This window comes from Streptomyces actinomycinicus (assembly GCF_016741775.1).
Taxonomy (GTDB): domain Bacteria; phylum Actinomycetota; class Actinomycetes; order Streptomycetales; family Streptomycetaceae; genus Streptomyces; species Streptomyces actinomycinicus.
In genome coordinates, this window is the sequence record NZ_JAERRK010000005.1 from 96,295 (window position 1) to 119,525 (window position 23,231).

Genomic DNA, 23,231 nt, shown 5'->3' on the forward strand with positions numbered 1-23,231 from the left:
AAGGGGCCGACGGGATCTCTCCCGTCGGCCCCTTTCGTACCGTGTTCCTACACGACGTTGCTACACGACGCCGCCCATCGTCCGGCACACACCGGCCACAGTGGGCTCGGCGAAGAAGGCGTCCAGGTCCGTCTGCATCCCTGTCCGGCTCTCCAGCTCCGTCAGGAGCATCACGGCCATCAGGCTGTGACCACCGAGGTCGAAGAAGTCGTCGTCGAGGCCGACCTCGGCGAGCGCGAGGGTCTCGGCGAAGACCAGCGACACCGTGTCCTGCAGACTCTCCAGGGCGGCCCCCTGCGCTACAGCCGGTTCCTGCGCCGCGTCCGGTTCCTGCGCCGCCGCCGGCTCCTGCTCCGCCGCCGGTCCGGGCTGCCGACGGGCCGGCGCGGACAGCTCCACCGCTGCCCGGTCCGCGAGCACGGCCCGGTCCACCTTTCCGTTACGCGTGAGTGGCAGCACGTCGAGGACCTCCATGCGCCCCGGGACCATGGAGCTCGGCAGCACGGACCGTGCGGCTGCGCGCGCCGTGCCCGCGTCCACGGTGCCAGTGAGGAACCCGACCAGGGTGAGGGCGCCGTCCGGCCCGGTGACGGGCAGAACGACGGCGCTGTGCACACCGGGCAGGGCGCAGAGCCCTGCCTCGACATCACCGATCTCGACGCGATTGCCGTGGATCTTGACTTGGGAGTCGCCGCGGCCGAGGAACTCCAGACCGTTCGGCGTCCACCATCCGCGGTCGCCGGTCCGGTACCTGCGTCCGCCGGGCTCCTGAGCCGCCGTGACGAAGACCTCGGCGGTCAGCTCCGGCCGGTTGAGATAACCGGCGGCCAGGCCGGGTCCCGCCAGCTGGATCTCGCCCGGGAAGCCGGGCGGCACCATGCGCCCCTTCCCGTCCAGCACGTACACCGCGGTGTTGTCGATCGGCCGGCCGATGGGGAACCCGTGCTGCGGACGGTCGTCGTAGTCGAAGGCGGTGGCCCCGACCGAGTTCTCGGTCGGCCCGTACTCGTTGACGAGGCGAGTACCGGGCAGCAGCCGGCGGTGCCGCTCGACGAGTTCGGCCGGAGTGGCCTCGCCGGCCACCGTGACCAGCCGCAGGCACCCGGGCGCGGCCAACGCGTCGATCAGCACTGCGTAGAGGGACGGGACCAGTGTGATGTGCGTCGCCCCGGTCCGCTCCACCAGCGCACGCACCCGTTGCGGCTGGAGCCGGTCCGCTTCGCTCAGCAGGATCAGCCGTCCGCCGCTTCCCAGGACTGAGAACAGATCGGAGACGGAGCTGTCGAAGGCGAACGACGGAACCTGAAGGAGCCGAGTCTCGGGGCCCAGGTCGTGATAGCGCCGCTTCCAGGCCAGATAGCTGCCGATCGCTCCGTGCCGGATCAGCACTCCCTTGGGCCGGCCCGTCGATCCGGAGGTGTAGATGACGTACGCGAGGTCGTCGGTGGCGGGCTCGTCCGCGGGCGCCAGCACCGTTCCCGGGGCCGTCAGTTCGGTGGGCGGCACCACCGGGACACTCGTGCCGCCAAGGGCGGTGGGGCCCTCGGCCACCGCCAAGACGCACTCCGCGTCAGCCAGGATGAAGGCGATCCGGTCCTTCGGCAGATCCGCGGGCAGCGGAACGTACGCCGCTCCCGCCCGCAGGATGCCGAGGCTCACGGCCACCGCGTCCGCGCTCTTACCCAGCACGGTGGCAACCCGGTCGCCGCGGGCTACGCCCCGCTCTCGCAGCCGCCCCGCGACGAGATCCATCTGCTGAGCCAGCATGCCGTAGCTGATCTCGTCGTCACCGTCGACCACGGCGACGGCGTCGGGGTTCTCAGCCGCTTGTCGCAGGAAGGGGCTCAGCAGGGTGCCTGCCTCGTGCGATTCCTGGAAGTGGCCACAGCCCTGGTCGAGGACGGCCGCCCTGTCCTGGGGGGCCATCAGTTCGACGTCCGTCAGGCTCCGGCCAGGCTCGTTGAAGCCCTCAAGGACGGTGATCAGAGAGCGCAACACGACCTCGGCCCACCATTGCTCCAGCAACGAGGTGGAGAAACCTGCGGTCAGCGTGCGCGGCCCGCCCGGAGCGCCGGTCAGGGTCAGCTGGAGCGCGGTGCCTGCGACCTCCTTCGCCGGCCGCCGTTCCGTACCGACGGACAGGGCGAACGCGGCTTCGGGCGGTGCTGGATCCGCGGGACGTGCTGCCCGCAGTTCGGTGTCGATCGCCAGCACGAGATCACGCGGGGACTGTGCAGCTGCGATGTCCACGGTGCAGACGAACGGCCCCCGCGGATCGAGCACGTTGACGCTTACCTGCTCCTGCGCCTCCGCCGCGGCCAGTACGACCGCGGCCGCGGCCACCACGACCACCAGCTCCTCCACGGCCCGGCCGCCCGCGATCCGGTCGAGCGCGCGGCGCGCGGCATCGGTCAGCGGCAGGGACTCCTCCGCCCGACCAGTGATTCCGGGCCCGGTCAGGCGAGCCCGGAGCGGAGTCAGCTCCCGCGCCACCCCGGCGCCCGTGGGAGGTACGTTTTCGCGAATCATGTGATGCTCCTCCAGAGCTGACAATGCGTCAAAGCGGCAGCACCGCCCGCTTCAGCTCAATGGAGGCGTACGGCCGAGGACCGGTCGGCGGCCGATTTTGACACCAAAATCCCTATCGCACCGCAGAAAAAGTATGGGCAATAGCAGGGACACAGTGGGCAGAGCCATCTGGCACTCGCCATTCGCACGATAGCTCAAAGATGATCACGTATGTCAAGAGCGTATCGGGCTCCCCACTCAACCTCTCCCCTTGCTTCCGAATTGCCCAACTTCCTTTCCTTACTACCTTGCTGATCAATCGCCACTCTGGCATTGTCTATCGATAGCTGGGCCGACGAGCGGGGTGAGGGAAGCAGTATTCGTCGACATGCCCGCACGGGGGCTTGCGGTATGGGGTCCGAACATCGCGCGCCGCGCCGAACCCACTCCGAATACTCGCCATCCAGCAGACCGCGGTCGCAGCACCCACTTTTTGTCCGCTCCATCCGATTCCGGCTGAACGCACCCTCGAAGGGCAGGTCGCATCACTGTGCTCCCCCAGAGTGTTCGTGCGCTCCCCGGACGATACGTGATCACCCTCCGCCCGGAGAACGAACAGCCCACCGGAGACTGGCTCTTCGCGGTTCGCGGCCCAGAGGGCCTGACCGTGGTACATCCGGCCGACCCGCACCGATCGGCCGATACGACAGGGTCCGCCCAGGAGACATGGGTGCCTCTCTACAGCGGTGACACCGCGCACGGCCAGGACGTGCCAGGCATGCTCGCCGCTCTCCTCACTCCGCTGGCGACAGGCGGCGTACCCGTCTTCGTCGCCTCCACCCACGACGCCGACCTGATTCTGGTCCCGGGCAGCCGGCTGGACCTGGCCGTCCAGCTGCTACGCGCCGCCGGACACCGGGTCGCCGAGGCGGGGGCGCAGCATCGATCACCCACCCGAAGCAACTAGGAGAGCACTTCGATGGACCTCTCGACCCCCCGAGTCGCCGGCGAGCTTCCGCTGCGCCCGCTGGACGGCGCGCCGTGTCTGGAGCTGACCGCCGAGGAGCACTCAGCGATCAAGGAGCTCGCGGACAGCCTGCTCGATCACCCCGGGGACGTTCCACTCGAGCAGCGACTCGACCAGATAGCACTCGCCGCTCATGACGTGCCGGTGGGCATCCGGGCCCAGTTGACCGACTTCCGGTTGACCGGACGGCCCTACGGCGGGCTGGTGCTGTCCAATCTGCCGATCGACGAGTCCCTCGTCGGCCCCACCCCGACCAGCTACGGCAGCGAGCCGGAGAGTCGAGAGGCGGACCGGGCCACGGCACTGTTGCTGCTGCTCGGTTCGCTGCTGGGCGATCCTGTCTCCTACCTCACCCAGCAGCGCGGACGCATGGCCCTGGATGTCTTTCCGATCAAGGGTCACGAGCACCAGCAGCTCGGCTCCAGCTCCACTGTTGATCTGGAGTGGCACAACGAGGACGCGTTCCACCCGCTGCGCGCCGACTGGATCATGCTTGCCGGACTCCGCAACCGTGATCGGGTTCCCACGACGTTCGCCCCGCTCCAGGACCTGGAACTGGACGACAGGACAAGGGAGTTGCTGTTCGAGGAGCGCTTCGTCATCCTGCCGGACGAGTCGCACACGGCAGCCTTCAACAGCGACACGACCGGCATGGACAAGGCCAGCTGGGTCGAGGACGCCTTCGAGAAGATCGCCGAGATGAACGAGAGCCCGCGGCGCACGGCGGTCCTGTACGGCGACGAGGACGCCCCGTTCCTCCGGATCGATCCGGCGTTCATGCCCAGGGACCTGGACGACAAGGCGGCGGCGGCGCTCAAGACGGTGATCGCCGCCTTCGACGCCAGCCTGCGCGATGTGATCCTCTGCCCCGGAGATCTGCTCATCGTGGACAACATGCGTGCCGTGCACGGCCGTCGGCCCTTCACGGCACGATACGACGGCACCGACCGCTGGCTGCGGCGGATCAACGTCCTCGCGGACCTGCGCCGGGCAGCAGGCCGTCGGTACACCGCCCACGGTCGCGCCCTGGTGTGACCACCGTTCCCTCCTCGGCGGGTCCGCCGATCCTGACGGACCCGGCGAGGAAGGCCGTCGACGAGATCACAACGGGTCTCCGAGTTGGCTTACTCCGTTCATGCCATCTCCAACCGCGTAGGTAGGGAGTCGGTGCAGCAGTTGCTGCGTGAGGCCGTACCACGCGGCTACGCACGTGTACTCGACCTCGGCCGCGGCGCGAACGCACGGCTGCTGCACTGTGAGACCACAGCCGGAAGGCCGCCAGGTCCGCCGTGCGCGCCCGGGACAGCAACCCCCTGAACGGTGTCACTCCGCACCGCTGGGCCGGATCGGTGAGCTGCGCCGCACGATCCGTGCTGAATGCCGAGTTCTGCACTGCGCAGTCAGCACCGAGTCAGCACGCGATTCAGCACCAAAACGCGTCGAACAGCGCAACTCGGACAGACCTCTGCCGCCGTTCCCAGAGGTCGTCGAACTAGCACCGATGCGCGTCTCATGTGGCCCCGCGCACCCCCAGCCCCCCGAACTATGGTGCCCCACCACATACGACCCTGACCTGAGCATTCCTACGGTATGGCGACACACAACCGTCCCCGCCGAACGCCAGGAAGTGGTGCTGATGTCCTCCCCCGCAGCTTCTCCCCCACCCCCCGCCAGCCTCCCCAGAATCGTCGCCGCCAGCCTCATCGGCACCACCATCGAGTGGTACGACTTCTTCCTGTACGGCTCCGCGGCCGCGCTCGTCTTCAACAAGGTGTTCTTTCCGGACTCCGATCCGCTCGTCGGGACACTGCTGTCGTTCCTGACGTACGCCGTGGGATTCGCGGCCCGCCCGCTGGGCGCGCTCGTGTTCGGGCACTACGGCGACCGGCTGGGGCGCAAGAAGCTGCTGGTGCTGAGCCTGGTGCTGATGGGCGGGGCGACGTTCGCCATCGGCCTGCTGCCCACGCACGCCACCGTCGGAAGCGCCGCCCCGGTGCTGCTCACCGCGCTGCGTCTGGTGCAGGGATTCGCGCTCGGCGGCGAATGGGGCGGTGCCGTGCTGCTGGTGTCGGAGCACGGCGACGCGAAGCGCCGCGGCTTCTGGGCGTCGTGGCCCCAGACCGGCGCGCCGGCCGGGCAGTTGCTGGCGACCGGCGTGCTCTCGCTGCTGACCGCCGTGCTGTCCGACGGCGCCTTCGGCACCTGGGGCTGGCGGATACCGTTCCTGCTCTCCGGCGTGCTCGTCGTCGTCGGTTTGTGGATTCGTCTGTCTGTCGATGAATCGCTTGTCTTCAAGGAGGCGTTGGAGCGGGCCGAGGCACGACGGGACGCACAGCCCGAGAAGCTGCCGCTCGTCTCCGTGCTGCGCCACCACTGGCGGGACGTGCTCGTGGCGATGGGGGCCCGGATGGCGGAGAACATCAGTTACTACGTCATCACCGCGTTCATCCTCGTGTACGCGACCACCTCGGCCGGCCTCTCCAAGCAGACCGCGCTCAACGCCGTGCTCATCGGCTCCGCCGTGCACTTCGCCGTCATCCCGGCCTGGGGCGCGCTGTCGGACCGGATCGGGCGGCGGCCGGTCTACCTGCTGGGCGCGGCCGGTGTCGGGCTCTGGATGTTCCCGTTCTTCGCGCTCGTGGACACGGGGTCGTTCGGGTACCTGGTCCTCGCGGTGACCGTCGGACTCGTGCTGCACGGTGCCATGTACGCGCCCCAGGCCGCGTTCTTCGCCGAGATGTTCGCCACCCGGATGCGGTACTCGGGTGCGTCGATCGGTGCGCAGTTCGCGTCCGTGGCGGCCGGTGCGCCCGCCCCGCTCATCGCCACCGCGCTGCTCTCCGACTACGACAGCTCCACGCCGATCGCGCTGTACGTGATCGCGGCCTCCGTGCTGACCCTGGTCGCCGTGGCCCTCGCGCGCGAGACGCGGCACCGCGATCTGGCCCGGGTGGAGGAGGGAAGCGGCGAGCCGTCGGGGGCGAGTACGGCCGCTCCGGCGCGGACCGTCTGACCGTCGCCCTCGCGTGCTCCGTGCGCCGGCCGGCCTCCGTGCGGGGCCGGTCAGCGGCGTCCCGGTGCGGCCAGCCGGTGCAGTCTCAGGGCCAGTTGGATCTCCAGGGCCCGGGCGGGGGTCTGCCAGTCCTCGCCGAGCAGCCGGCCCACGCGCTCCAGCCGCTGCGCCACCGTGTTCACATGGACGTGCAGCGCGTCCTTGGTGCGGGCCGGGCTCATCCCGCCGGCGAAGTACGCCTCCAGGGTCTGCAGCAGTTCGGTCCCGCGCCGCTCGTCGTAGGCCACCACGGGCCCGATGGTGCGGTCGACGAAGCCGGCGATGTCCCGTTCGCCCGCGAGGAGCAGGCCGAGGAAGCCGAAGTCCTCGGCCGCCGCTCCGTCCCCGGTCCGGCCCAGCAGGTGCAGGGCGTCCAGGCAGCGGCGGCCCTCGGCGTAGCCGGCCGTCACGGCCCCGGGGTCCGCGGCGAGGTCGGTCACGGGGGCGGAGGCGCCGACCGTGACGGGCTGGTGGACGGCCGTGCCGAGGTGGCGGGCAGTGCGGCGGGCCACCCCCGTGGCGGTGTCGCCGGCGGCCAGGGGCAGCAGCAGGACGGTGCCGCCGTCGCGGGCCGCGGCCAGGCCCTGCCGCGTGGCCGCGAGGTGCGACGCGGCGGCCCAGAGCCGGCGGCGGGCCGCGGCCTCCTCGTCGGCGTCGGCGGCCGGGCCGTCGAGGCGGGCGGCGAGTACGACATGGGTGGCGTCGAGGTCCGCGTGCAGGCGGGCGGCGCGTTCGCGCAGCAGCCGCGGGTCGCGGTCACGGGCGTCCAGGAGGTCGTCCAACAGCTCGCCGCGCACGCGCTGTTCGGCCTCGGCGGCGGAGCGGCGGGCGAGCAGCAGCAGTGAGGTGACCATCGCGGCGCGCTCCAGGGTGCGCTGGTCGACCGGGTCCAGGCCGGGCTGGCCGTGCAGCACCAGCGCGCCGAGGAGTTCGCCGCCCGCGGCCACCGCGGCGATCCAGTCGCCGCCGTGCAGGACGGCGTGGCCCTCGGCGCGGGACGCCTCCAGGGCCTCGGCCGGGGCGGCGGCGGCCTCGGTGAAGCGGACGGTTCCGGCGAGGACCTGGGAGACGGCGGCGGCCACGTCGTGCACACCGCCGCCGCGCAGGACCAGTTCGGCGAGGCGGTCGTGGACGTCGGAGGCCCGTTCGATGACCGCGCTGCGGTCCCGGATGATCTCGTTGGCACGCTCCAGGCCGGCCAGCGCCGAGCGGGTCTCGGTGAGCAGGTTGGCGGTGTCGATGGCGGCCGCGGCGAGCGCGGCGAAGGAACCGAGCAGGGCGATCTGTGCGCGCTCGAAGACGCGGGCCCGGCGGTCCGCCGCGAAGAGGACGCCGATCACGTGCGGGCCGAGCATCAGTGGCACGCCGAGGATGGCGACCAGGCCCTCGTCGCGGACACCGGCGTCGATGGTGAGGGTGTGCTGGAACCGGTCGTCCTGGAAGTAGTCGTCGGTGACGTACGGCCGCGCGGTCTGGGCGACGAGTCCGCCCAGCCCCTCCCCCATGCCGAGGCGCAGCTGCTGGAAGCGAGCGGCGACGGAGCCCTCGGTGACCCGCATGTAGGTGTCGCCGCGCTCCGGGTCGTTGAGGCTGAGGTAGGCGACGTCCGTGCCGAGCAGGGAGCGGGCGCGCTGCACGATCGCCTGCAGGACGGCGTCGAGGTCGCGGAGTCCGGCGAGGTCGTGGGCCGTCTCGAAGAGCGCCGACAGCTCCGCCTCGCGCCGTCGGCGGCCCTCCAGCTCCGCTCGGACGCGCAGGGCGAGGACCCTGGCCTCCTCCAGCGCGGCGATCCGGCCGGCCGGCTCGCCCTCGGCGCGGGCGAGCAGCACGGGCTGCTCGTAGGCCTCCACGGAGGCATCGCGGGCCAGCAGGCCGAGGTACGGGGCCTCGGCGCTGCCGCTGGGTGCCGGCTGCAGGTGATCGCGGGACATGGTCACAGGATTCCGTATCGGCCGCCCGGCACGGCAGGCCTGTGGAAAACTCCCGGTGCCGGGGCCGCCGGGCCGGTCAGTGGGCCGTCCACCCGCCGTCCAGGACGAGCGAGGTGCCGGTGACGAAGGACGCCTGCGGGCTGCACAGGTAGGCCACGGCCTCGGCGACCTCCTCGGGTTCAATGAGCCGCTGCAGCGCGCTGTCCTTGAGCAGGACCTCGGACAGGACGCGCTCCTCGGGAATGCCGTGGGCCCGTGCCTGGTCGGCGATCTGCTTCTCGACCAGTGGGGTGCGCACGTAGGCGGGGTTCACACAGTTGGAGGTGACTCCATGGGCGGCGCCTTCCAGGGCGGCCGTCTTGGAGAGGCCTTCGAGGCCATGTTTGGCGGCCACATAGGCGGACTTGAAGGCCGAGGCTCGAAGACCATGGACGGAGGACACGTTGACGATCCGGCCCCAGCCTTGGGCGTACATGTGCGGGAGGGCACCGCGGATGAGGCGGAACGGCGCCTCCAGCATCACGGTCAGCACCGTGCGGAACACCTCGGGCGGAAACTCCTCGATGGGCCGCACGAGTTGCAGTCCGGCGTTGTTGACCAGCACATCGGTGCCGGCGGCGGCGCCTTCGGCGGCGTCCAGGTCGGTGAGGTCCACGACCTGCGGTACGACGGTGCCGGTAAGGCGGCCGGTCCGCTCCGCCTGCTGGACCAGCTCGGCCAGACCGGCCGCGTCCCGGTCGACCGCGCGCACCTCGGCGCCGGCGGCGGCCAGCCGCAGCGCGCAGGCGCGGCCGATACCGCCGGCGGCCCCGGTGACGAGAGCGGTGCGGCCTTCGAGGTCGAGGGCGGGGGGCCGGGGACCGGGGCCGGACAGGGGGGTGGGCGAGGTCATGTGCCGACCCTAGGCGGGGACCCCACGGTCACCACATGTGGTCCGCACCCATACTTCAGCCGACCGACGTAGCGTCAAACCATGTGGGTGCGTCAGACATGGCTTGCTTGATCCGGAAGAGCCCGAACTCATGCAGTTCCGGCAGGGCGTCCACCTCGAACCAGCCGACCTCCAGCGACTCGTCGTCGTTGACCCGTGCCTCGCCGCCCACGGCCCGGCAGCGGATGGTGATGTCCATGTACTGGCAGATGTCACCGTTGGGATAGGCGAACTGTTCCAGCGCCTGGACGAGCACGATCCGCTCGGGCACGCAGTGCACCGCCGTCTCCTCGAAGACCTCCCGCACGGCGCAGGCCGCGGGCTGCTCGCCCGGGTCCGGGATGCCGCCGATCACCGACCACTTGCGCGTGTCGGCCCGCCGGCCGAGCAGCACCCGGCCCTCGTCGTCGAAGACGATCGCGGTGACCCCGGGGAGCCAGAGCAACTGCTGCCCGGCGGATGCCCGGAGCGTGCGGATGTATTCGGGAGTAGCCATGTTCACGACCCTAACGGGCCGCTCCGCCGCCCACCGGCGCGTTCAGAAGTCGTACCGGGGTCGTACGGCTACGCGTCACCGGCGCGCCGGGCGCGCAGGCCCGACCCGATCGCCCAGCCGATCCCGCCCGCGGCGACCAGCACCAGGGCGACCTCCGGGAGGATGCCCAGCTCGGTCGCGGGGGTCTCGGACGTGCGCAGCGGCACCTTCTGGACCAGGTACGCGGGGACGAACATGCCCGTCTTCTGGGTGATCCGGCCGTCCGGCATGATGACCGCGCTGACACCGCTGGTCACCGGCACGGTCACGGTCCGGCTGTGCTCGACCGCGCGGATACGGGACATGGCGAGCTGCTGGTAGGTCATCTCGCTGCGGTCGAAGGTGGCGTTGTTGCTCGGCACGGAGATCATCTGCGCGCCGTGCGTCACCGTGTCCCGTACGGCCCAGTCGAAAGCGGCCTCGTAGCAGGTGGCCAGCCCCACCTTCGCACCGCCGATGTCGAACACGCCCGGCTTGCCGCCCCGGTCGAAGTCCTGGCGGGCCATGTCGGTCCAGTTCTTGTTGATCGCGCCGACGAGCGAGCGGAGCGGGAGGTACTCGCCGAAGGGCTGGATCTGCCGCTTGTCGTAGGTCTGCGTCGGACCCTTGGCCGGGTCCCACAGGATCTGCTCGTTGAACAGCTCGTCGTCCCGCTCGACCACACTGCCGACGGACACGGGCACGCCTATGTCCTCGGCCGCCTGCTCGATGACGGCGGCGGCGTCGGGGTAGGCGAAGGGGTCGATGTCGGAGGAGTTCTCCGGCCACAGGACGTAGTCGGGCTTGGCGGCCTTGCCCGCCCTGACGTCGGCGGCGAGCTTGTGCGTCTCGCGCGCGTGGTAGTCGAGCACGGCCCGCCGCTGGGCGTTGAACTCCAGCCCGGCACGCGGCACGTTGCCCTGGATGAGCGCGACGGTCGCGGTGCCTGTCTCCGCCTTGTCGCTCACCAGCGCGCGGGCCGCGACGGCGCCCGCCACCGGTACGGCGACGCTCAGCAGCGCGGCGGTCGCGGCGGCCCGCCGCACGGTCCGGGTCCGGCGCCGCTCGGCGACCAGCCGGCCCGCCTCGAAGAGGCCGAAACCGCACAGGACGACCGCGAAGCCGAGGACGGGGGTGCCGCCGACCGCGGCGAGCGGCAGGAAGACGCCGTCCGCCTGGCCGAACGCGATCTTGCCCCAGGGGAAACCGCTGAAGGGCACGCGCGCGCGTACCGCTTCGCCCGCCGTCCACAGAGCGGCGGCCCACACCGGCCAGGCGGGCAGCTTGGAGACCGCGGCCACGCCCACGCCGACCAGGGCGACGAACACCGCCTCGATGGCGACCAGGGCCACCCAGGGCAGGGGCCCGACCTCCACGCTCGTCCACACCAGCAGCGGCAGCAGGAAGCCCAGCCCGAAGAGGTAGCCGAGGCCGAGGGCGGCCTTCCAGCTCCGGCCGCGCAGCACCCAGGCGAAGCCGGCGAAGGCGGGCAGGGCCAGCCACCACAGGGTGCGCGGCGGGAAGCTGACGTAGAGCAGCACGCCGCAGAGCGCGGACGCGGCGGCCGGGACCAGGCGGAGCAGCCGCCCGCCGCGCGCGCCGGGGGCGGGCTGCGGCTGGAGCTGGTCCGGCTGGTCCACGGAAGTTGCGGTGACGGTCACCCGGGTGAGTGTACGGCGGCCGGCGTCACCGCCGACAGTGCGGTCCGGCGGCGGAGCACCGGCAGTTGTCGCTGGTGGGCGCCGCTTCGCCCGCCCCGGCGGTACGTCGCCTCCGCCCGCCGGTTCCTGCCGGGCGCGCCACCGGGGTCCGGCCGGGGCAGCGGTGTTCCTGCCCGGCTCGTCCCCAAACCGGTCAGCAGCCGTTACGGTGTGCCCAGCCTCGGCAGCGCGGCCGGTCCCGGCGCGCGGCCGTGGGCTGCCACAGGTCGGGGGACCGGGTACGAGGGGCGGCGGGTGGGGTCGACGGGGACGGGGTCCGCGACCGGTACGTACGGTGCGGACGCCCACAACACGCGAAGAAACGTTTCCGACGGGACGGGCATGATCCTGTTGGGGGCTTGCGCCGGGTGGTCGCTGATCACCGCGGCGGCTCACGACGGACGGCCCGAGGGCATGCTGCTGGCAGTGCTCGCGGCGGCGGCCGGCTATGCCGCGGGCCGGGTCTCCGGTGCCCTGCTGCCGGTGGCCGCGCCCGGCATCGGTGCGGCGGCCGGGCTCGCGCTGGTCGTGGCGCTGCCCGGGCTCTCCCCCGGCCCCTGGTACACCGCCACGCTCGGACACGCCGGTGCCACGGCCGCGCTGCTGGTGCTGGCCACGGGAGCCGCCTGCTGTGCCGCCTGGGCGACGACCGCCCCGGCGCTGCGACTCGGCCTGCGAGCGCTGGCGTGCGTGATCGTGGCCGCCGGGGCCGTGGTGGGGGCGGCGGCAGGCTGCGTGGCCGGCGCGGCGGTGCTGCTGTGTTCGTTCGCCGCAGGCCCGGCGCGCCGCCGGGGCGCCTGGCTGGCAGGCCTGGCGGCGACGGCGGCCCTGGTGGCGGGGACGGTCTGGGCGGTCGCCGCAAAGGCCCTGCCGGCCGGCGTCGCCGAGCCGCTCGAGGACCGGTTCACCCCGCATCGCGTACAGCTGTGGCAGGACGCGCTGCGGCTGGCGGGCCGCAACGGCGGTCTGGGAGTCGGCCCCGGCAGGTTCGCCGAGCCGGACCGGACCGGTGCGCGCACGCTGCTGTCCGACGGCACACCGCACTCGGCACCGCTGCAGCAGGCAGCCGAGCAGGGCCTGGTCGGCGTGCTCCTGCTGGTCGCCGTGTTCTGCTGGGTCCTGTACGCACTGTGGCGCACCCCGCGCTCCACGCCAGTCGCCCTCACCACCGGCGCGGCCCTGACGGCGCTGGCCGCTCTCGCCTCGGTGGGCAACGCCCTGAGCTTCACGACGGTGACGGCCGGCGCGGGGCTGCTGGCCGGCTGGGCCACCGCCCGGCCGTGGACGGGTGACACGGCGACGACACCGGCCCCGTGAGCGAGGCCCGGGCGCGGGCCGTCGGCACAGATCATCTACGGCTGAGCAGCTACGGCACAGGCCCCCGACGGAGACGCGTGCGGGACAGGGCCACGGCAGCACGGGGCTGAGCAGGGGGACGCTATGCCACGGCGCTGAGACGGCGGGCACTACGGCACGGGGCCGAGCGGGCGGGCGCTACGGCATGCGGCCGAGCGGGCGGGCACGACGGCACAGGCCCGAGCAGGCGGGCGCTACGGCACGGGGCTGACGGGGCCGAGCGGGCTGACGCTGCAGCGCCGGGCTGAGTGCGCCCCGGTGTCCGGCGACTGGCTCGGGGGCGGCGGACGCGCCGGTTCAGCCGGCCGTTCCCGGCCTGATCGTCCGCAGGCGGTCCCTGATGACCCGTACCGCCGACTCGGCGTTGTCCACGGTGATCGTGAACGTGTGGCCGTCCCACAGCCGCAGCACGATGCCCTCACCACGGCGTACAACGACCGCCGTGCCCTTCTCGGGGCGCCAGCGGTAACCCCAGCCGCCCCAGTTACGGGGCGTGACGTGGGCCGTGAAATCGGCGCCGGCCACGTTCGAGAGCGGGATGCGGCGGCGCGGCAGGCCGATGTGCCCGCAGCGCACTTCGACGCACTCCTTGTCGAGCCTGAGGTCGACGTGCACGAAGGCGAGGGTGCCGAAGAGGACCAGCAGGCCGGCCGCGATGCAGCCCACGACGGACATCACCAGCGGGGCGACGCCCGAGGTCCAGGCCGAGTCGACGGCCAGCTCGATGCCGAGCGCCATGCAGGCGGCCCCGACCAGCGCGAGCAGCCACTGGACCCGGTTGGTGGCGCGTCCCGTCCAGACGTCCGGATCCGGTGCGGCGTCGGGGTCGGGGGCGAGGTCGGGGTGGTCCCTCATGTCTACGAGGTTACTCAGGTTTCGCTGCGCGGGTAGGGCGTGGCACACAGTGACTGGCCCGGGCGGAGCACGGAGGACCGTACGGCCGGGACCGCTCGCCGACAAGGTCGGTCAGTGGGCCCGGGCGGGGCCGGGACCGCTCGCCGACGGGTCGGTCAGCGGCCGGGGCGGGGCCGGACCGATCGCCGCCGGTCAGTGCTTCAGGGCGCCGCCAGGACCGATCATCGCCGGTCGGTCAGTGGATCAGAGCGCGGCCGGGACCGATCATCGCCGGTCGGTCAGTGGATCAGAGCGCGGCCGGGACCGATCGTCGCCGGGCGGTCAGCGGACCGGGCGGGACGGGCCCGGGGTCGGGGATGCCCGGCACTGCGATGCGGGCCGGGAGCGCGGTCGGGGTTCTCCGCCGCCGCTCAGCGGACCGGGCTGGCGGTCTGCAGGAAGCGGCCCTCCGCATAGGTCAGCGCCGTGTCCGGCAGCTTCGCCTCGCGGCCGCTCAGCAGCACCGTGACGGACGTATCGGCGACGGCGGCCGGGGCCGGCTCCACTCCGATGCGGCGCAGGGCCTGGGCGGCCACCGCTCCGGCGGTGCCGTGCAGGACGAGGGGCGGGCGGCCGGGCCGCTGGACTGCGGCGCGAATGCGCTCGGCGACCAGCTCGTAGTTGGTGCAGCCCAGGACCACCGTGGTCACGTCGTCCGGGGTGCGCGCGGCGGCCGAGGCGATCGCGGCCTCGATCGCCGTCTCGTCCGCGTGGTGCACCGCGTCCGCGAGACCGGGGCAGGCCACCTCGGTCACGGCGACGCCCCCGGCGAACTGATCGATCAGCCCGCGCTGGTAGGCGCTGCCCGTGGTGGCCGGGGTCGCCCAGATCGCGACGGGACCGCCGCCCGCGGCGGCCGGCTTGATCGCCGGAACGGTGCCGATGATCGGCAGACCCGGCTCGAAGCGGGCGCGCATCGCCGGCAGGGAGTGCACGGAGGCGGTGTTGCACGCGACGATCAGGACATCGGGCTCGTGCGCGGCGGCGGCCTGCGCGACGGCGATGGCGCGCTCGGTGATGTCCTGCGGGGTACGCGGCCCCCAGGGCATTCCGTCCGGGTCCCAGGACAGCACGAGGTCCGCGTCGGGGCGCAGCCGGCGTACCGCGGCAGCGGCGGGAAGCAGGCCGATTCCGGAGTCCATGAGCGCGATCTTCACCCGGCCACGATAGACGATGCCCCCTCGGGGGCCGGTCGGGTGGGGCAGACTGCGGCCGTGAGCGCCTTCCTGTGGATCACCGTCGTGTCGCTGGCCGCGTGGTGCTGGCTGCTGCTGGGGCAGGGCTTCTTCTGGCGCACGGACGTGCGGCTGCCGCGGCGCCGGGAACCGGACGAGTGGCCGTCGGTCTGTGTGGTCGTACCCGCTCGTGACGAGGCCGCCGTGCTGTCCGCGAGCCTGCCGTCGCTGCTGGCGCAGGACTATCCGGGGCGGGCCGAGGTCTTCCTGGTGGACGACGGGAGTACGGACGGTACCGGGGAGCTGGCCCGGGAACTGTCCCGGCGGCACGGTGGGCTGCCGCTCACCGTCGGATCGCCCGGGGAGCCGCCCGCGGGGTGGACGGGCAAGCTGTGGGCGGTGCGGCACGGCATCGCGCTGGCACGCGCGCGTGAGCCCGAGTTCCTGCTGCTGACGGACGCGGACATCGCGCACGCGCCGGACAGCCTGCGCGAACTGGTCGCGGCGGCGTGCACCGGCGGGACCGGGGGTTTCGACGTCGTGTCGCAGATGGCGCGGCTTCGGGTGGAGAGCCTGTGGGAGCGGCTCGTGGTGCCGGCGTTCGTGTACTTCTTCGCGCAGCTGTATCCGTTCCGGTGGATCGGCCGGCCGGGATCGCGCACGGCCGCGGCGGCAGGCGGCTGCGTGCTGCTGCGTGCGGGCACGGCGGGCACGGCACGCATCCCTGACTCCATCCGGCACGCCGTCATCGACGACGTGGCGCTCGCGCGCGCGGTGAAGGGCGCCGGCGGCCGGGTGTGGCTGGGGCTGGCCGACCGGGTCGACAGTGTGCGTCCCTACCCGCGGCTGCACGACCTGTGGCGCATGGTCTCGCGCAGCGCCTACGCACAGCTGCGGCACAACCCGCTGCTGCTCCTCGGCACGGTCGCCGGGCTCGCGCTGGTGTATCTGGTGCCGCCCGCCGCCGTGGCCGTGGGTGCGGCCGGAGGCGGTACGGCGACGGCGGTCGCGGGCGCGTCGGCGTGGGCGGTGATGGCCGGAACATACGTGCCGATGCTGCGTTACTACCGGCAGCCGCTGTGGCTCGCCCCGCTCCTGCCGTTCACCGCGTTCCTGTACCTCCTCATGACGGTCGACTCGGCCGTGCAGCACTGTCGCGGGCGCGGGGCCGCCTGGAAGGGCCGGACCTACGCCCGCCCGGGCGCCGTGCCCGACGAGGGCTGAGACCGGTCACTTGCGGCCGGGTGTCCAGTTCATGCCCCAGCCGTAGGCGCGGTCCACGGTCCGCTGCGGGCTCGATCCGCGCTCCGGCACGAGGTACCGCGCCTCGCGCTGGACGACGAGGTCGCCGCCCGTGTTCGTGATCAGGGCGAGCGCGCACACCGGGGAGGGCACGGTGCACTCGTCGAGCGAGAACTCGATGGGGGCGCCGTGCTGCGGCTGGAGGGTGACGGTGGCGTGCAGGTCGGCGAAGGAGCTGGCGCCTTGGTAGATGGTGACGAAGACGAGGATGCGCCGGAAGTCCCGCGTGCGGTCGAGGTTGACGGTGAGGTTCTCGCCGCTCGTGACGGCGCCGGTGCGGTCGTCGCCGTCGAGGTGGATGTACGGCGGCCGGTGGAGCGAACCGAACGCGTTGCCGAGGGCCTGGACGACTCCCTTGCGGCCGTCGGCCAGTTCGTAGAGGGCGCACAGGTCGAGGTCGAGGTCGCCCTGGCCGCCCCATCGGCCGCCCCATCCCGGGAACTGTTTGCGCATCTGCCAGTTCAGGTTCACCCGCATGGCACCGGAGGTGCCGCCCTGCTTGGCCAGCGAGACGGACGGGGCCGCCTTCGTGAGGGTGACCTTGGACAGGCGGACGGGCTGGGCGGGGGGCGCGGGCGGCGGTGCCGGAGCGGCGGCGGGTCGCGGCGGTGTGTTCGCCGGGGTCGCGGCAGGAGGCGGGGGTGTGCCCGGGAAAGCCGCGGCGGGAGGCGGGGGCGGGGTCACCGGGGGCGTTGCCGCGGGTGGTGCGGGGTGCTGCGGTTCGTCCACCGTGATGCCGAAGTCGGTTGCCAGGCCCTCGAGTCCGCTGCTGTAGCCCTGTCCGACGGCGCGGAACTTCCAGCCGCCCTGGCGGCGGTACAGCTCGCCGAGGACGAAGGCCGTCTCCACGGTCGCGCCGGTGCTGTCGAAGCGGGCGACGGACTGGCCGGAGGCCGCGTCGGTCACGTCGATGTAGAGGCCGGGGACCTGTCCGAACGTTCCGCCGTCCGCGGACGCGACGAGGACGATGCGCTCCACGGCGCCCTCCGCGCGCGCGAGGTCCACGAGCAAGGTGTCGGTGACGTGTGCGCCGGTCGTCCGTTTGCCCGCGTGGCGGACCGCCCCGGAGGAGTGGGCGGGCTGGTTGTAGAAGACGAAGTCCCGGTCGGACCGGACCTTCCCCGCGGCGAGCAGCAGCGCGGAGGCGTCCGCGTCCGGCACCCCCGGAGCGGTCCGCCAGCCCAATTCGATGCGCAGGGCCGTGGTCGGCACCGGCGTGTTCGACCCTTTCGGCATTGACATGTCCGCCCCCTTAGCGTCCCGGCTTCCGGGTTCCACCCGGTCGCCCTACCCGCACAACCTATTCCCGGGCGCGTCCGGCACCCGTGAACGGCACCGCAAGATCGCCGGTCAACCGCCGGTAACCCGCCGGGAACTCGGCCTTTACGTGATCCAAACGTTGAATCGCGTCCCTTTTTGCCAAGTTCGCTCGGATTGGGGATCCCAGGCCACTGCCGACACGGAAAACAACCCTCTTATCGGTCTCCCCAACCAGCACATCGTGGGCTTAACTTATGTGCCATGACCTCCCCCCGCTCCACTTATGGTGGCGGCTACTACTCCGCCTCCTTCCCGGACACCCCGATCTACGACTCCCTCGTGGCCGAGCGGGGCACCCCGCAGATCGCCCCGATCCGGGTCCCCGCCGCCTACGACGCGGGCAGCAGCCTCCCCGCCCTGCCCTCGGCCCTGCCGGCCCTCCCGGCGGCCCCCTCGCAGCCGGCCCCCGGCTACGGCTACCCGCAGATGCAGCAGCCCGCACCGCTGCACCACGCGCCCACGGCGTACATCCCGCAGCAGGCGAGCGCCCCGCGCGCCTACCCCGGTCCGCAGGCCCCGCAGCAGCAGCGGCCGATGGCGGCGGGCACCGGCTACGAGGCGATGCGCCCGGCCGCCCCGCGCCCCGCGCCGGCTCCCTACCAGGACCCGTACAACAACCAGCAGTACCGCGGCTACTGACCGGCGTATCCCGGCTGTCGGTGCCACCTGGCACGATGGCGGTATGGGAAACGCCGAAGTGCAGTCGATCCACGTCCACCCGGTCAAGGCGTTCCGCGGGCTGTCGCCCAGGGAGGCCGTCGTGGAGCCCTGGGGCCTGGCCGGGGACCGACGCTGGGCACTGATCGACGACGGGGGAAAGGTCGTCACACAGCGCGAGCAGCCGCGTCTCGCGCTGGCCGCCGCCGAGCCACTGGCCGGCGGCGGCATTCGTCTGTCCGCACCGGGACGGTCACCACTGACGGTCGAGGTGCCGCAGCCGGCGGCGACCGTGCCGATGACCATCTTCGGCACGAAGGTCGAGGCGGTCCCGGCCGCCGCGGACGCCCACGCCTGGTGCAGCGCCTATCTGCAGGCTGGGGTCCGCCTGGTGCACCTGGACGATCCGGCCACCCGCCGCCCGATCGATCCCGACCACGCCCTGCCCGGCGAGACGGTGAGCTTCGCCGACGGCTACCCCCTGCTGGTCACCACGGTGGCTTCGCTGGAGGCCCTGAACTCCCTGATAGCCGAGGGCCCCAACGCCCATGAGGGCCCGCTGCCCATGAACCGGTTCCGGCCGAACGTCGTCGTCGCCGGCACCGAGCCCTGGGCCGAGGACCACTGGACCCGGATCTCCGTCGGGGAGGTCGTCTTCCGGGGCCCGAAGGCCTGTGGGCGGTGTGTCGTGACGACCACCGACCAGGACACCGCCGTGCGCGGCCGGGAACCGCTGCTCACCCTGGCGCGCCACCGCAGGATCGGCGGAAATCTGCTGTTCGGACTGAATCTCGTGCCCGTCTCCTCCGGGACGATCCGGGTGGGCGACCCGGTGCGTGTGCTCGAGTAGGACGGCCCCGGGCTCCGGTGCACCCCCTCGGTCCACTCCGGCTCCCCGGCCGGGAACCGCGGGCGGTACCCCGGTCGTTGAAGGGGCGTGAGAAATTCGTGAGGAGCCGCGTGCGTCAGGTACCGCGGCGGGCGTGACAGCGCTCTCCCCCGATCCGGACCGGGGGTGAGCGCCGGTGTCGGGGGACATGACGGACCGGAAGGGGGGTGGGGACATGCGGGCTCTCAACGGGCTGTGGCGCTGGCGGCACAATCCGCTGCGCCGCGCGACCGATCTGGCCGAGGCGTGGGTGGCCCTGGTGGCGCTGCTGCTGATCGCCGTGGCCGCACCCGTGGCCGGCTGCCTGGTCGGCGCCGCTGCCCAGGACTCCCTCCAGCAGTCCGTACGCCGGCAGCAGCACGCGCGCCACATGGTGACCGCCACCGTGGTCCGGGATCTGGGCGAGGCCCTGCCGGAGTCCGACCCGGAGACCAGCAGCGCGAGCCAGGCCCGCAGCCGTGTCATCGCGCACTGGGTCGCGCCGGACGGCACCCGGCAGCACGGCGCGGTGCTCGCGGACCTCAAGTCCCCGCACCGGGGCGACCGTTTCAGGCTCTGGACCGACCCGCACGGCCGAATAACCACCCGCCCGCTGGACTCGGCCACGGCGACGGCTCACGCGGTGCTCGCCGGGTTCGGCGCGGCCCTGGTGATCGCGGTCCTGGTCGAATGCGGCCGGCGCCTGACCGTGTGGCGCATGGTCCGCCGGCGGTTCGCGCACTGGGACCAGGCCTGGGACCGGGCGGGTCCGGACTGGGGCAAGGCGGGCACCGGCAGCTGACGGCCTTCCGGCTCTGGTCAACCCGACGTGCATGCACACGCTACGGTGGACCGGCCGAAGCGCTTTCGGCGACAACCCGCGGGTGCGTGGACCCCGGGGCGTGCAGGTTCCCGGAGCGCGAACGCGCTCATGCCCCGGGGGCCGAGCACGGTCGTGGTCCCGGCACCGGCGGCAGCGTCCCGGTGGGCAGCGAGCCATCAGTACGACGAGGTGGGGGCACAGCAACGCCATGGCACAGGGCACGGTCCAGGTGACGCACACCGGTACTTCGCGGTGGCGGCGCCGCACGGGTGAGTACGCGTCGCTCGCCGCCGCCCTGGAGGCCGCCGCCGACGGCGACGTCCTCACGATCGCCGCCGGCACCTACCGGGAGAACCTCGTCGTCCAGCGCGCGGTGACACTCCGCGGGCCGGACGGCTCCCCCGGCTCGGTGCGGATCGCGCCCGTGGACGGGGTGCCGCTCACCGTGCGGGCCTCGGCCGTGGTGCGGGACCTGCACGTGGAGGGGCAGGACGCGGCGGCGCCCGCGCTGCTGGTCGAGGAGGGCACGCCCGAGCTGACGGACGTGCGGATCGTCACCCGGTCCGCCGCCGGCATCGAGGTGCGCGGTGGCGCCCGTCCGACCGTGCGCCGGTGCACCGTGGACAACCCGGCCGGTATCGGCATCGCCGTACTCGACGGCGGGAGCGGGGTGTTCGAGGAGTGCGAGGTCGTCGCGGCCGGCCAGGCGGGCGTGGCGGTCCGCGGCGGGGCGCATCCGCGGCTGGAGCGCTGCCGGGTCCACCACGCCTCGGGCACGGGGTTGTCCGCGACCGGCGAGAACTCCTCGCTGGAGGCGGTGGGTTGCGAGATCTACGAGGTGCGCGGCTCCGGTGTGCAGGTGACCCAGCGGGCCACCGCTCACCTGACCGACTGCGATGTGCACCGGACCGCCGCCGACGGCGTCACCATGGACACGGACGCGGTGCTCACGCTCGCCGACTGCCGCATCCACGACATCCCGGAGAACGCGGTCGACCTGCGCTCCCGTTCGGTGCTGACGCTGACCCGGACGACGGTCCGTCAGTTCGGCCGCAACGGCCTGTCGGTGTGGGACCCGGGGACCCGGGTGGACGCCAACCAGTGCGAGATCTTCGACAGCACCGGCGACTACCCGGCGGTGTGGGTGAGCGACGGCGCCACCGCGGTGCTCGACTCCTGCCGGGTGCACGACGTGCCGGACGCGCTGTTCGTGCTGGACCGCGGTTCCCGTGCCGACGTCGTGGACAGCGACCTGTCCCAGGTGCGGAACACGGCGGTGTCGGTGAGTGACGGGGCGACCGCTCAGCTGGACGACTGCCGGATCCGGGAGGCGGCCACCGGCGCGTGGTTCCGTGACCACGGCAGCGGCGGCACGCTCAACAACTGCACGCTGGACGGCACGCAGACCGGGGTGATCGTCACCAAGGGCGCCGACCCGACGATCGAGCGCTGCACGGTCGACTCGCCCGCGGAGGCCGGTTTCTACGTCTCGGCGGGCGGCCGGGGCAGCTTCCTGAACTGCCGGGTCACCGGCAGCGGCGGATACGGCTTCCATGTGATCGACGGCTGCCGTACGACGCTGCGCAGATGCCGTACGGAGCGGTGTGCGCGCGGGGGTTACGAGTTCGCCGACGGCGGCCCGGACGCGGGGTCCGGGACGGGGCCGGTCGTGGAGGACTGCACCAGCGACGAGAGCGGCGGTCTCCGGGCACCGGCGGCGCTCGAGACGGCCGTACAGACGGCGACGCGGTCCGCCGGACTGCTGGGAGCGCTTCCGGGGCAGCGGGCCACGGACCAGGAGCCGCCGGTCGCCGTCGCGGAGCCGGAGAAGGCGCAGCGCACGTCGAAGGACGTGCTCGGGGAACTCGACGCCCTGGTGGGTCTGGAGAGCGTCAAGCGTGAGGTGCGGGCGCTGACCGACATGATCGAGGTGGGCCGGCGCCGGCAGCAGGCGGGGCTGAAGGCGGCCTCCGTCAAGCGGCATCTGGTCTTCACCGGCTCCCCCGGCACCGGCAAGACCACGGTCGCCCGGCTGTACGGCGAGATCCTCGCCTCGCTGGGCGTGCTGGAGAAGGGCCACCTGGTGGAGGTGTCGCGGGTCGACCTGGTCGGCGAGCACATCGGTTCCACGGCGATCCGCACCCAGGAGGCCTTCGAACGGGCGCGCGGCGGTGTGCTGTTCATCGACGAGGCGTACGCGCTGTCGCCGGAGGACGCCGGGCGGGACTTCGGCAAGGAGGCCATCGACACCCTGGTGAAGCTGATGGAGGACCACCGGGACGCGGTGGTGGTCATCGTCGCCGGGTACACCGCGGAGATGCAGCGCTTCCTTTCCGTCAACCCGGGTGTCGCCTCCCGCTTCTCCCGGACCATCACCTTCGGCGACTACGGCCCCGACGAGCTGCTGCGGATCGTGGAGCAGCAGGCCGAGGAGCACGAGTACGCGTTGACGCCGGGCGCGTGCGAGGCACTGCTGAAGTACTTCACGACGATCCCGAAGGGGCCGGCGTTCGGCAACGGCCGGACCGCCCGGCAGACGTTCGAGGCGATGGTGGAGCGCCACGCGAGCCGGGTCGCCCAGCTCACCGACCCCACCACCGACGATCTGACCCTCCTCTACGCGGAGGACCTGCCCGAACTGCCCTGACCGGGCCGGCCGGCCGACGCGGTGCCGGAAGGCTCGGCCGGGCCGGCCCGCGCCGTGTCGCTGTCAGGGGCGGATGTAGGGCCGGGTCATGATCTCCATGTTGTGGCCGTCGGGGTCGTCGAAGTAGGCGCCGCGGCCGCCGAACAGACGGTTGATCTTGCCGGGTTCGGTGTGGCCGGGGTCGGCGTAATAGGTGACGCCGACTGCCTCCAGGCGGGCGATCATGCCGTCGAACTGCTCGTCGGGCACGAGGAAGGCGTAGTGCTGGGCCTGGATCGGCTCGTCCCGCTTCTCGTAGTAGTCGAGTGTCACGCCGTTGCCGAGGTCGACGGGCAGGAACGGCCCGAAGGGGGCGCCGACCTCCAGGCCCAGGATCGCGGCGAGGAACTCGGCGGACAGGCTCCGGTCGCTCGCGTAGACGGCGGTGTGGTTCAACTGAACGGCTGCAGCAGGCAGTTGTGAGGCGTGCGTGTTCTGCGGGTGTTGGGGCACGGGTGAAGGTCTCCGGTCGTTTGTTCCGTCGTGC

General features: G+C 72.5%; 18 protein-coding genes. 9 read left to right on the forward strand and 9 right to left on the reverse strand.

Annotated features, from left to right (window positions below; all coding sequences use genetic code 11):
• Positions 1-60 precede the first annotated feature (60 nt).
• Complete coding sequence (locus JK359_RS12160) at positions 61-2,529, reverse strand: non-ribosomal peptide synthetase (protein ID WP_201834904.1); 2,469 nt, start codon at positions 2,527-2,529, stop codon at positions 61-63.
• Between the two features lie 646 nt (positions 2,530-3,175).
• On the opposite strand from JK359_RS12160, the gene JK359_RS12165 reads away from it, so the two are divergent.
• From JK359_RS12165 to JK359_RS12175, 3 genes are all read left to right on the forward strand, one after another.
• Positions 3,176-3,475, forward strand: coding sequence for an ACT domain-containing protein (locus JK359_RS12165; RefSeq protein WP_307788099.1), 300 nt, complete (start codon positions 3,176-3,178; stop codon positions 3,473-3,475).
• Positions 3,476-3,487: 12 nt separating this feature from the next.
• Positions 3,488-4,570, forward strand: a complete 1,083-nt coding sequence (gene gntD, locus JK359_RS12170) for a guanitoxin biosynthesis L-enduracididine beta-hydroxylase GntD (protein WP_201834906.1) — start codon at positions 3,488-3,490, stop codon at positions 4,568-4,570.
• A gap of 601 nt (positions 4,571-5,171) precedes the next feature.
• Complete coding sequence (locus JK359_RS12175; RefSeq protein ID WP_201834908.1) at positions 5,172-6,548, forward strand: MFS transporter; 1,377 nt, start codon at positions 5,172-5,174, stop codon at positions 6,546-6,548.
• A 50-nt stretch (positions 6,549-6,598) separates the two neighbouring features.
• Here the strand turns inward: JK359_RS12175 and JK359_RS12180 are convergent, their stop codons facing one another.
• The 4 genes from JK359_RS12180 to lnt form a co-directional block, all read right to left on the reverse strand.
• Entirely contained in the window at positions 6,599-8,518 is a 1,920-nt protein-coding gene (locus JK359_RS12180; protein WP_201834910.1) for a helix-turn-helix domain-containing protein, read from the reverse strand.
• 76 nt (positions 8,519-8,594) lie between these two features.
• A complete protein-coding gene (locus JK359_RS12185; protein WP_201834912.1) occupies positions 8,595-9,410 on the reverse strand; it encodes a 3-hydroxybutyrate dehydrogenase in 816 nt (271 codons plus the stop codon).
• 55 nt (positions 9,411-9,465) lie between these two features.
• On the reverse strand, positions 9,466-9,945 hold the full coding sequence (locus tag JK359_RS12190; protein ID WP_201834914.1) for an NUDIX hydrolase: 480 nt from the start codon (positions 9,943-9,945) through the stop codon (positions 9,466-9,468).
• Positions 9,946-10,013: 68 nt separating this feature from the next.
• Positions 10,014-11,624, reverse strand: coding sequence for an apolipoprotein N-acyltransferase (lnt, locus tag JK359_RS12195; protein WP_201834916.1), 1,611 nt, complete (start codon positions 11,622-11,624; stop codon positions 10,014-10,016).
• Between the two features lie 381 nt (positions 11,625-12,005).
• Between lnt and JK359_RS12200 the strand changes: the two genes are divergently transcribed.
• On the forward strand, positions 12,006-12,980 hold the full coding sequence (locus tag JK359_RS12200; RefSeq protein ID WP_201834918.1) for an O-antigen ligase family protein: 975 nt from the start codon (positions 12,006-12,008) through the stop codon (positions 12,978-12,980).
• A gap of 336 nt (positions 12,981-13,316) precedes the next feature.
• Here JK359_RS12200 and JK359_RS12205 read toward each other — a convergent pair whose 3' ends face one another.
• Together JK359_RS12205 and JK359_RS12210 are read right to left on the reverse strand one after the other, a co-directional pair.
• The gene (locus JK359_RS12205) at positions 13,317-13,874 is read right to left on the reverse strand and encodes a hypothetical protein (protein ID WP_201834920.1); all 558 of its coding nucleotides are present in this window, start codon (positions 13,872-13,874) and stop codon (positions 13,317-13,319) included.
• Positions 13,875-14,284: 410 nt separating this feature from the next.
• Complete coding sequence (locus tag JK359_RS12210; protein WP_201834922.1) at positions 14,285-15,070, reverse strand: glutamate racemase; 786 nt, start codon at positions 15,068-15,070, stop codon at positions 14,285-14,287.
• A 57-nt stretch (positions 15,071-15,127) separates the two neighbouring features.
• Between JK359_RS12210 and JK359_RS12215 the strand changes: the two genes are divergently transcribed.
• Entirely contained in the window at positions 15,128-16,312 is a 1,185-nt protein-coding gene (locus JK359_RS12215; RefSeq protein WP_201834924.1) for a glycosyltransferase, read from the forward strand.
• 6 nt (positions 16,313-16,318) lie between these two features.
• Here JK359_RS12215 and JK359_RS12220 read toward each other — a convergent pair whose 3' ends face one another.
• A complete protein-coding gene (locus tag JK359_RS12220; protein WP_201835443.1) occupies positions 16,319-17,626 on the reverse strand; it encodes a TerD family protein in 1,308 nt (435 codons plus the stop codon).
• Between the two features lie 285 nt (positions 17,627-17,911).
• Here JK359_RS12220 and JK359_RS12225 point away from each other — a divergent pair, with 285 nt between their 5' ends.
• The 4 genes from JK359_RS12225 (at position 17,912) to JK359_RS12240 (ending at position 22,705) form a co-directional block, all read left to right on the forward strand.
• Positions 17,912-18,349 (forward strand): DUF6643 family protein, encoded by a 438-nt coding sequence (locus tag JK359_RS12225; protein ID WP_201834926.1) that lies wholly within the window; start codon positions 17,912-17,914, stop codon positions 18,347-18,349.
• A gap of 43 nt (positions 18,350-18,392) precedes the next feature.
• Positions 18,393-19,217, forward strand: coding sequence for an MOSC domain-containing protein (locus tag JK359_RS12230; RefSeq protein WP_201834928.1), 825 nt, complete (start codon positions 18,393-18,395; stop codon positions 19,215-19,217).
• Between the two features lie 214 nt (positions 19,218-19,431).
• Entirely contained in the window at positions 19,432-20,037 is a 606-nt protein-coding gene (locus JK359_RS12235) for an Rv1733c family protein (RefSeq protein WP_201834929.1), read from the forward strand.
• A gap of 229 nt (positions 20,038-20,266) precedes the next feature.
• On the forward strand, positions 20,267-22,705 hold the full coding sequence (locus JK359_RS12240; RefSeq protein WP_201834931.1) for a right-handed parallel beta-helix repeat-containing protein: 2,439 nt from the start codon (positions 20,267-20,269) through the stop codon (positions 22,703-22,705).
• Positions 22,706-22,768: 63 nt separating this feature from the next.
• Here JK359_RS12240 and JK359_RS12245 read toward each other — a convergent pair whose 3' ends face one another.
• Complete coding sequence (locus tag JK359_RS12245; protein WP_201834933.1) at positions 22,769-23,197, reverse strand: VOC family protein; 429 nt, start codon at positions 23,195-23,197, stop codon at positions 22,769-22,771.
• Positions 23,198-23,231 lie beyond the last annotated feature (34 nt).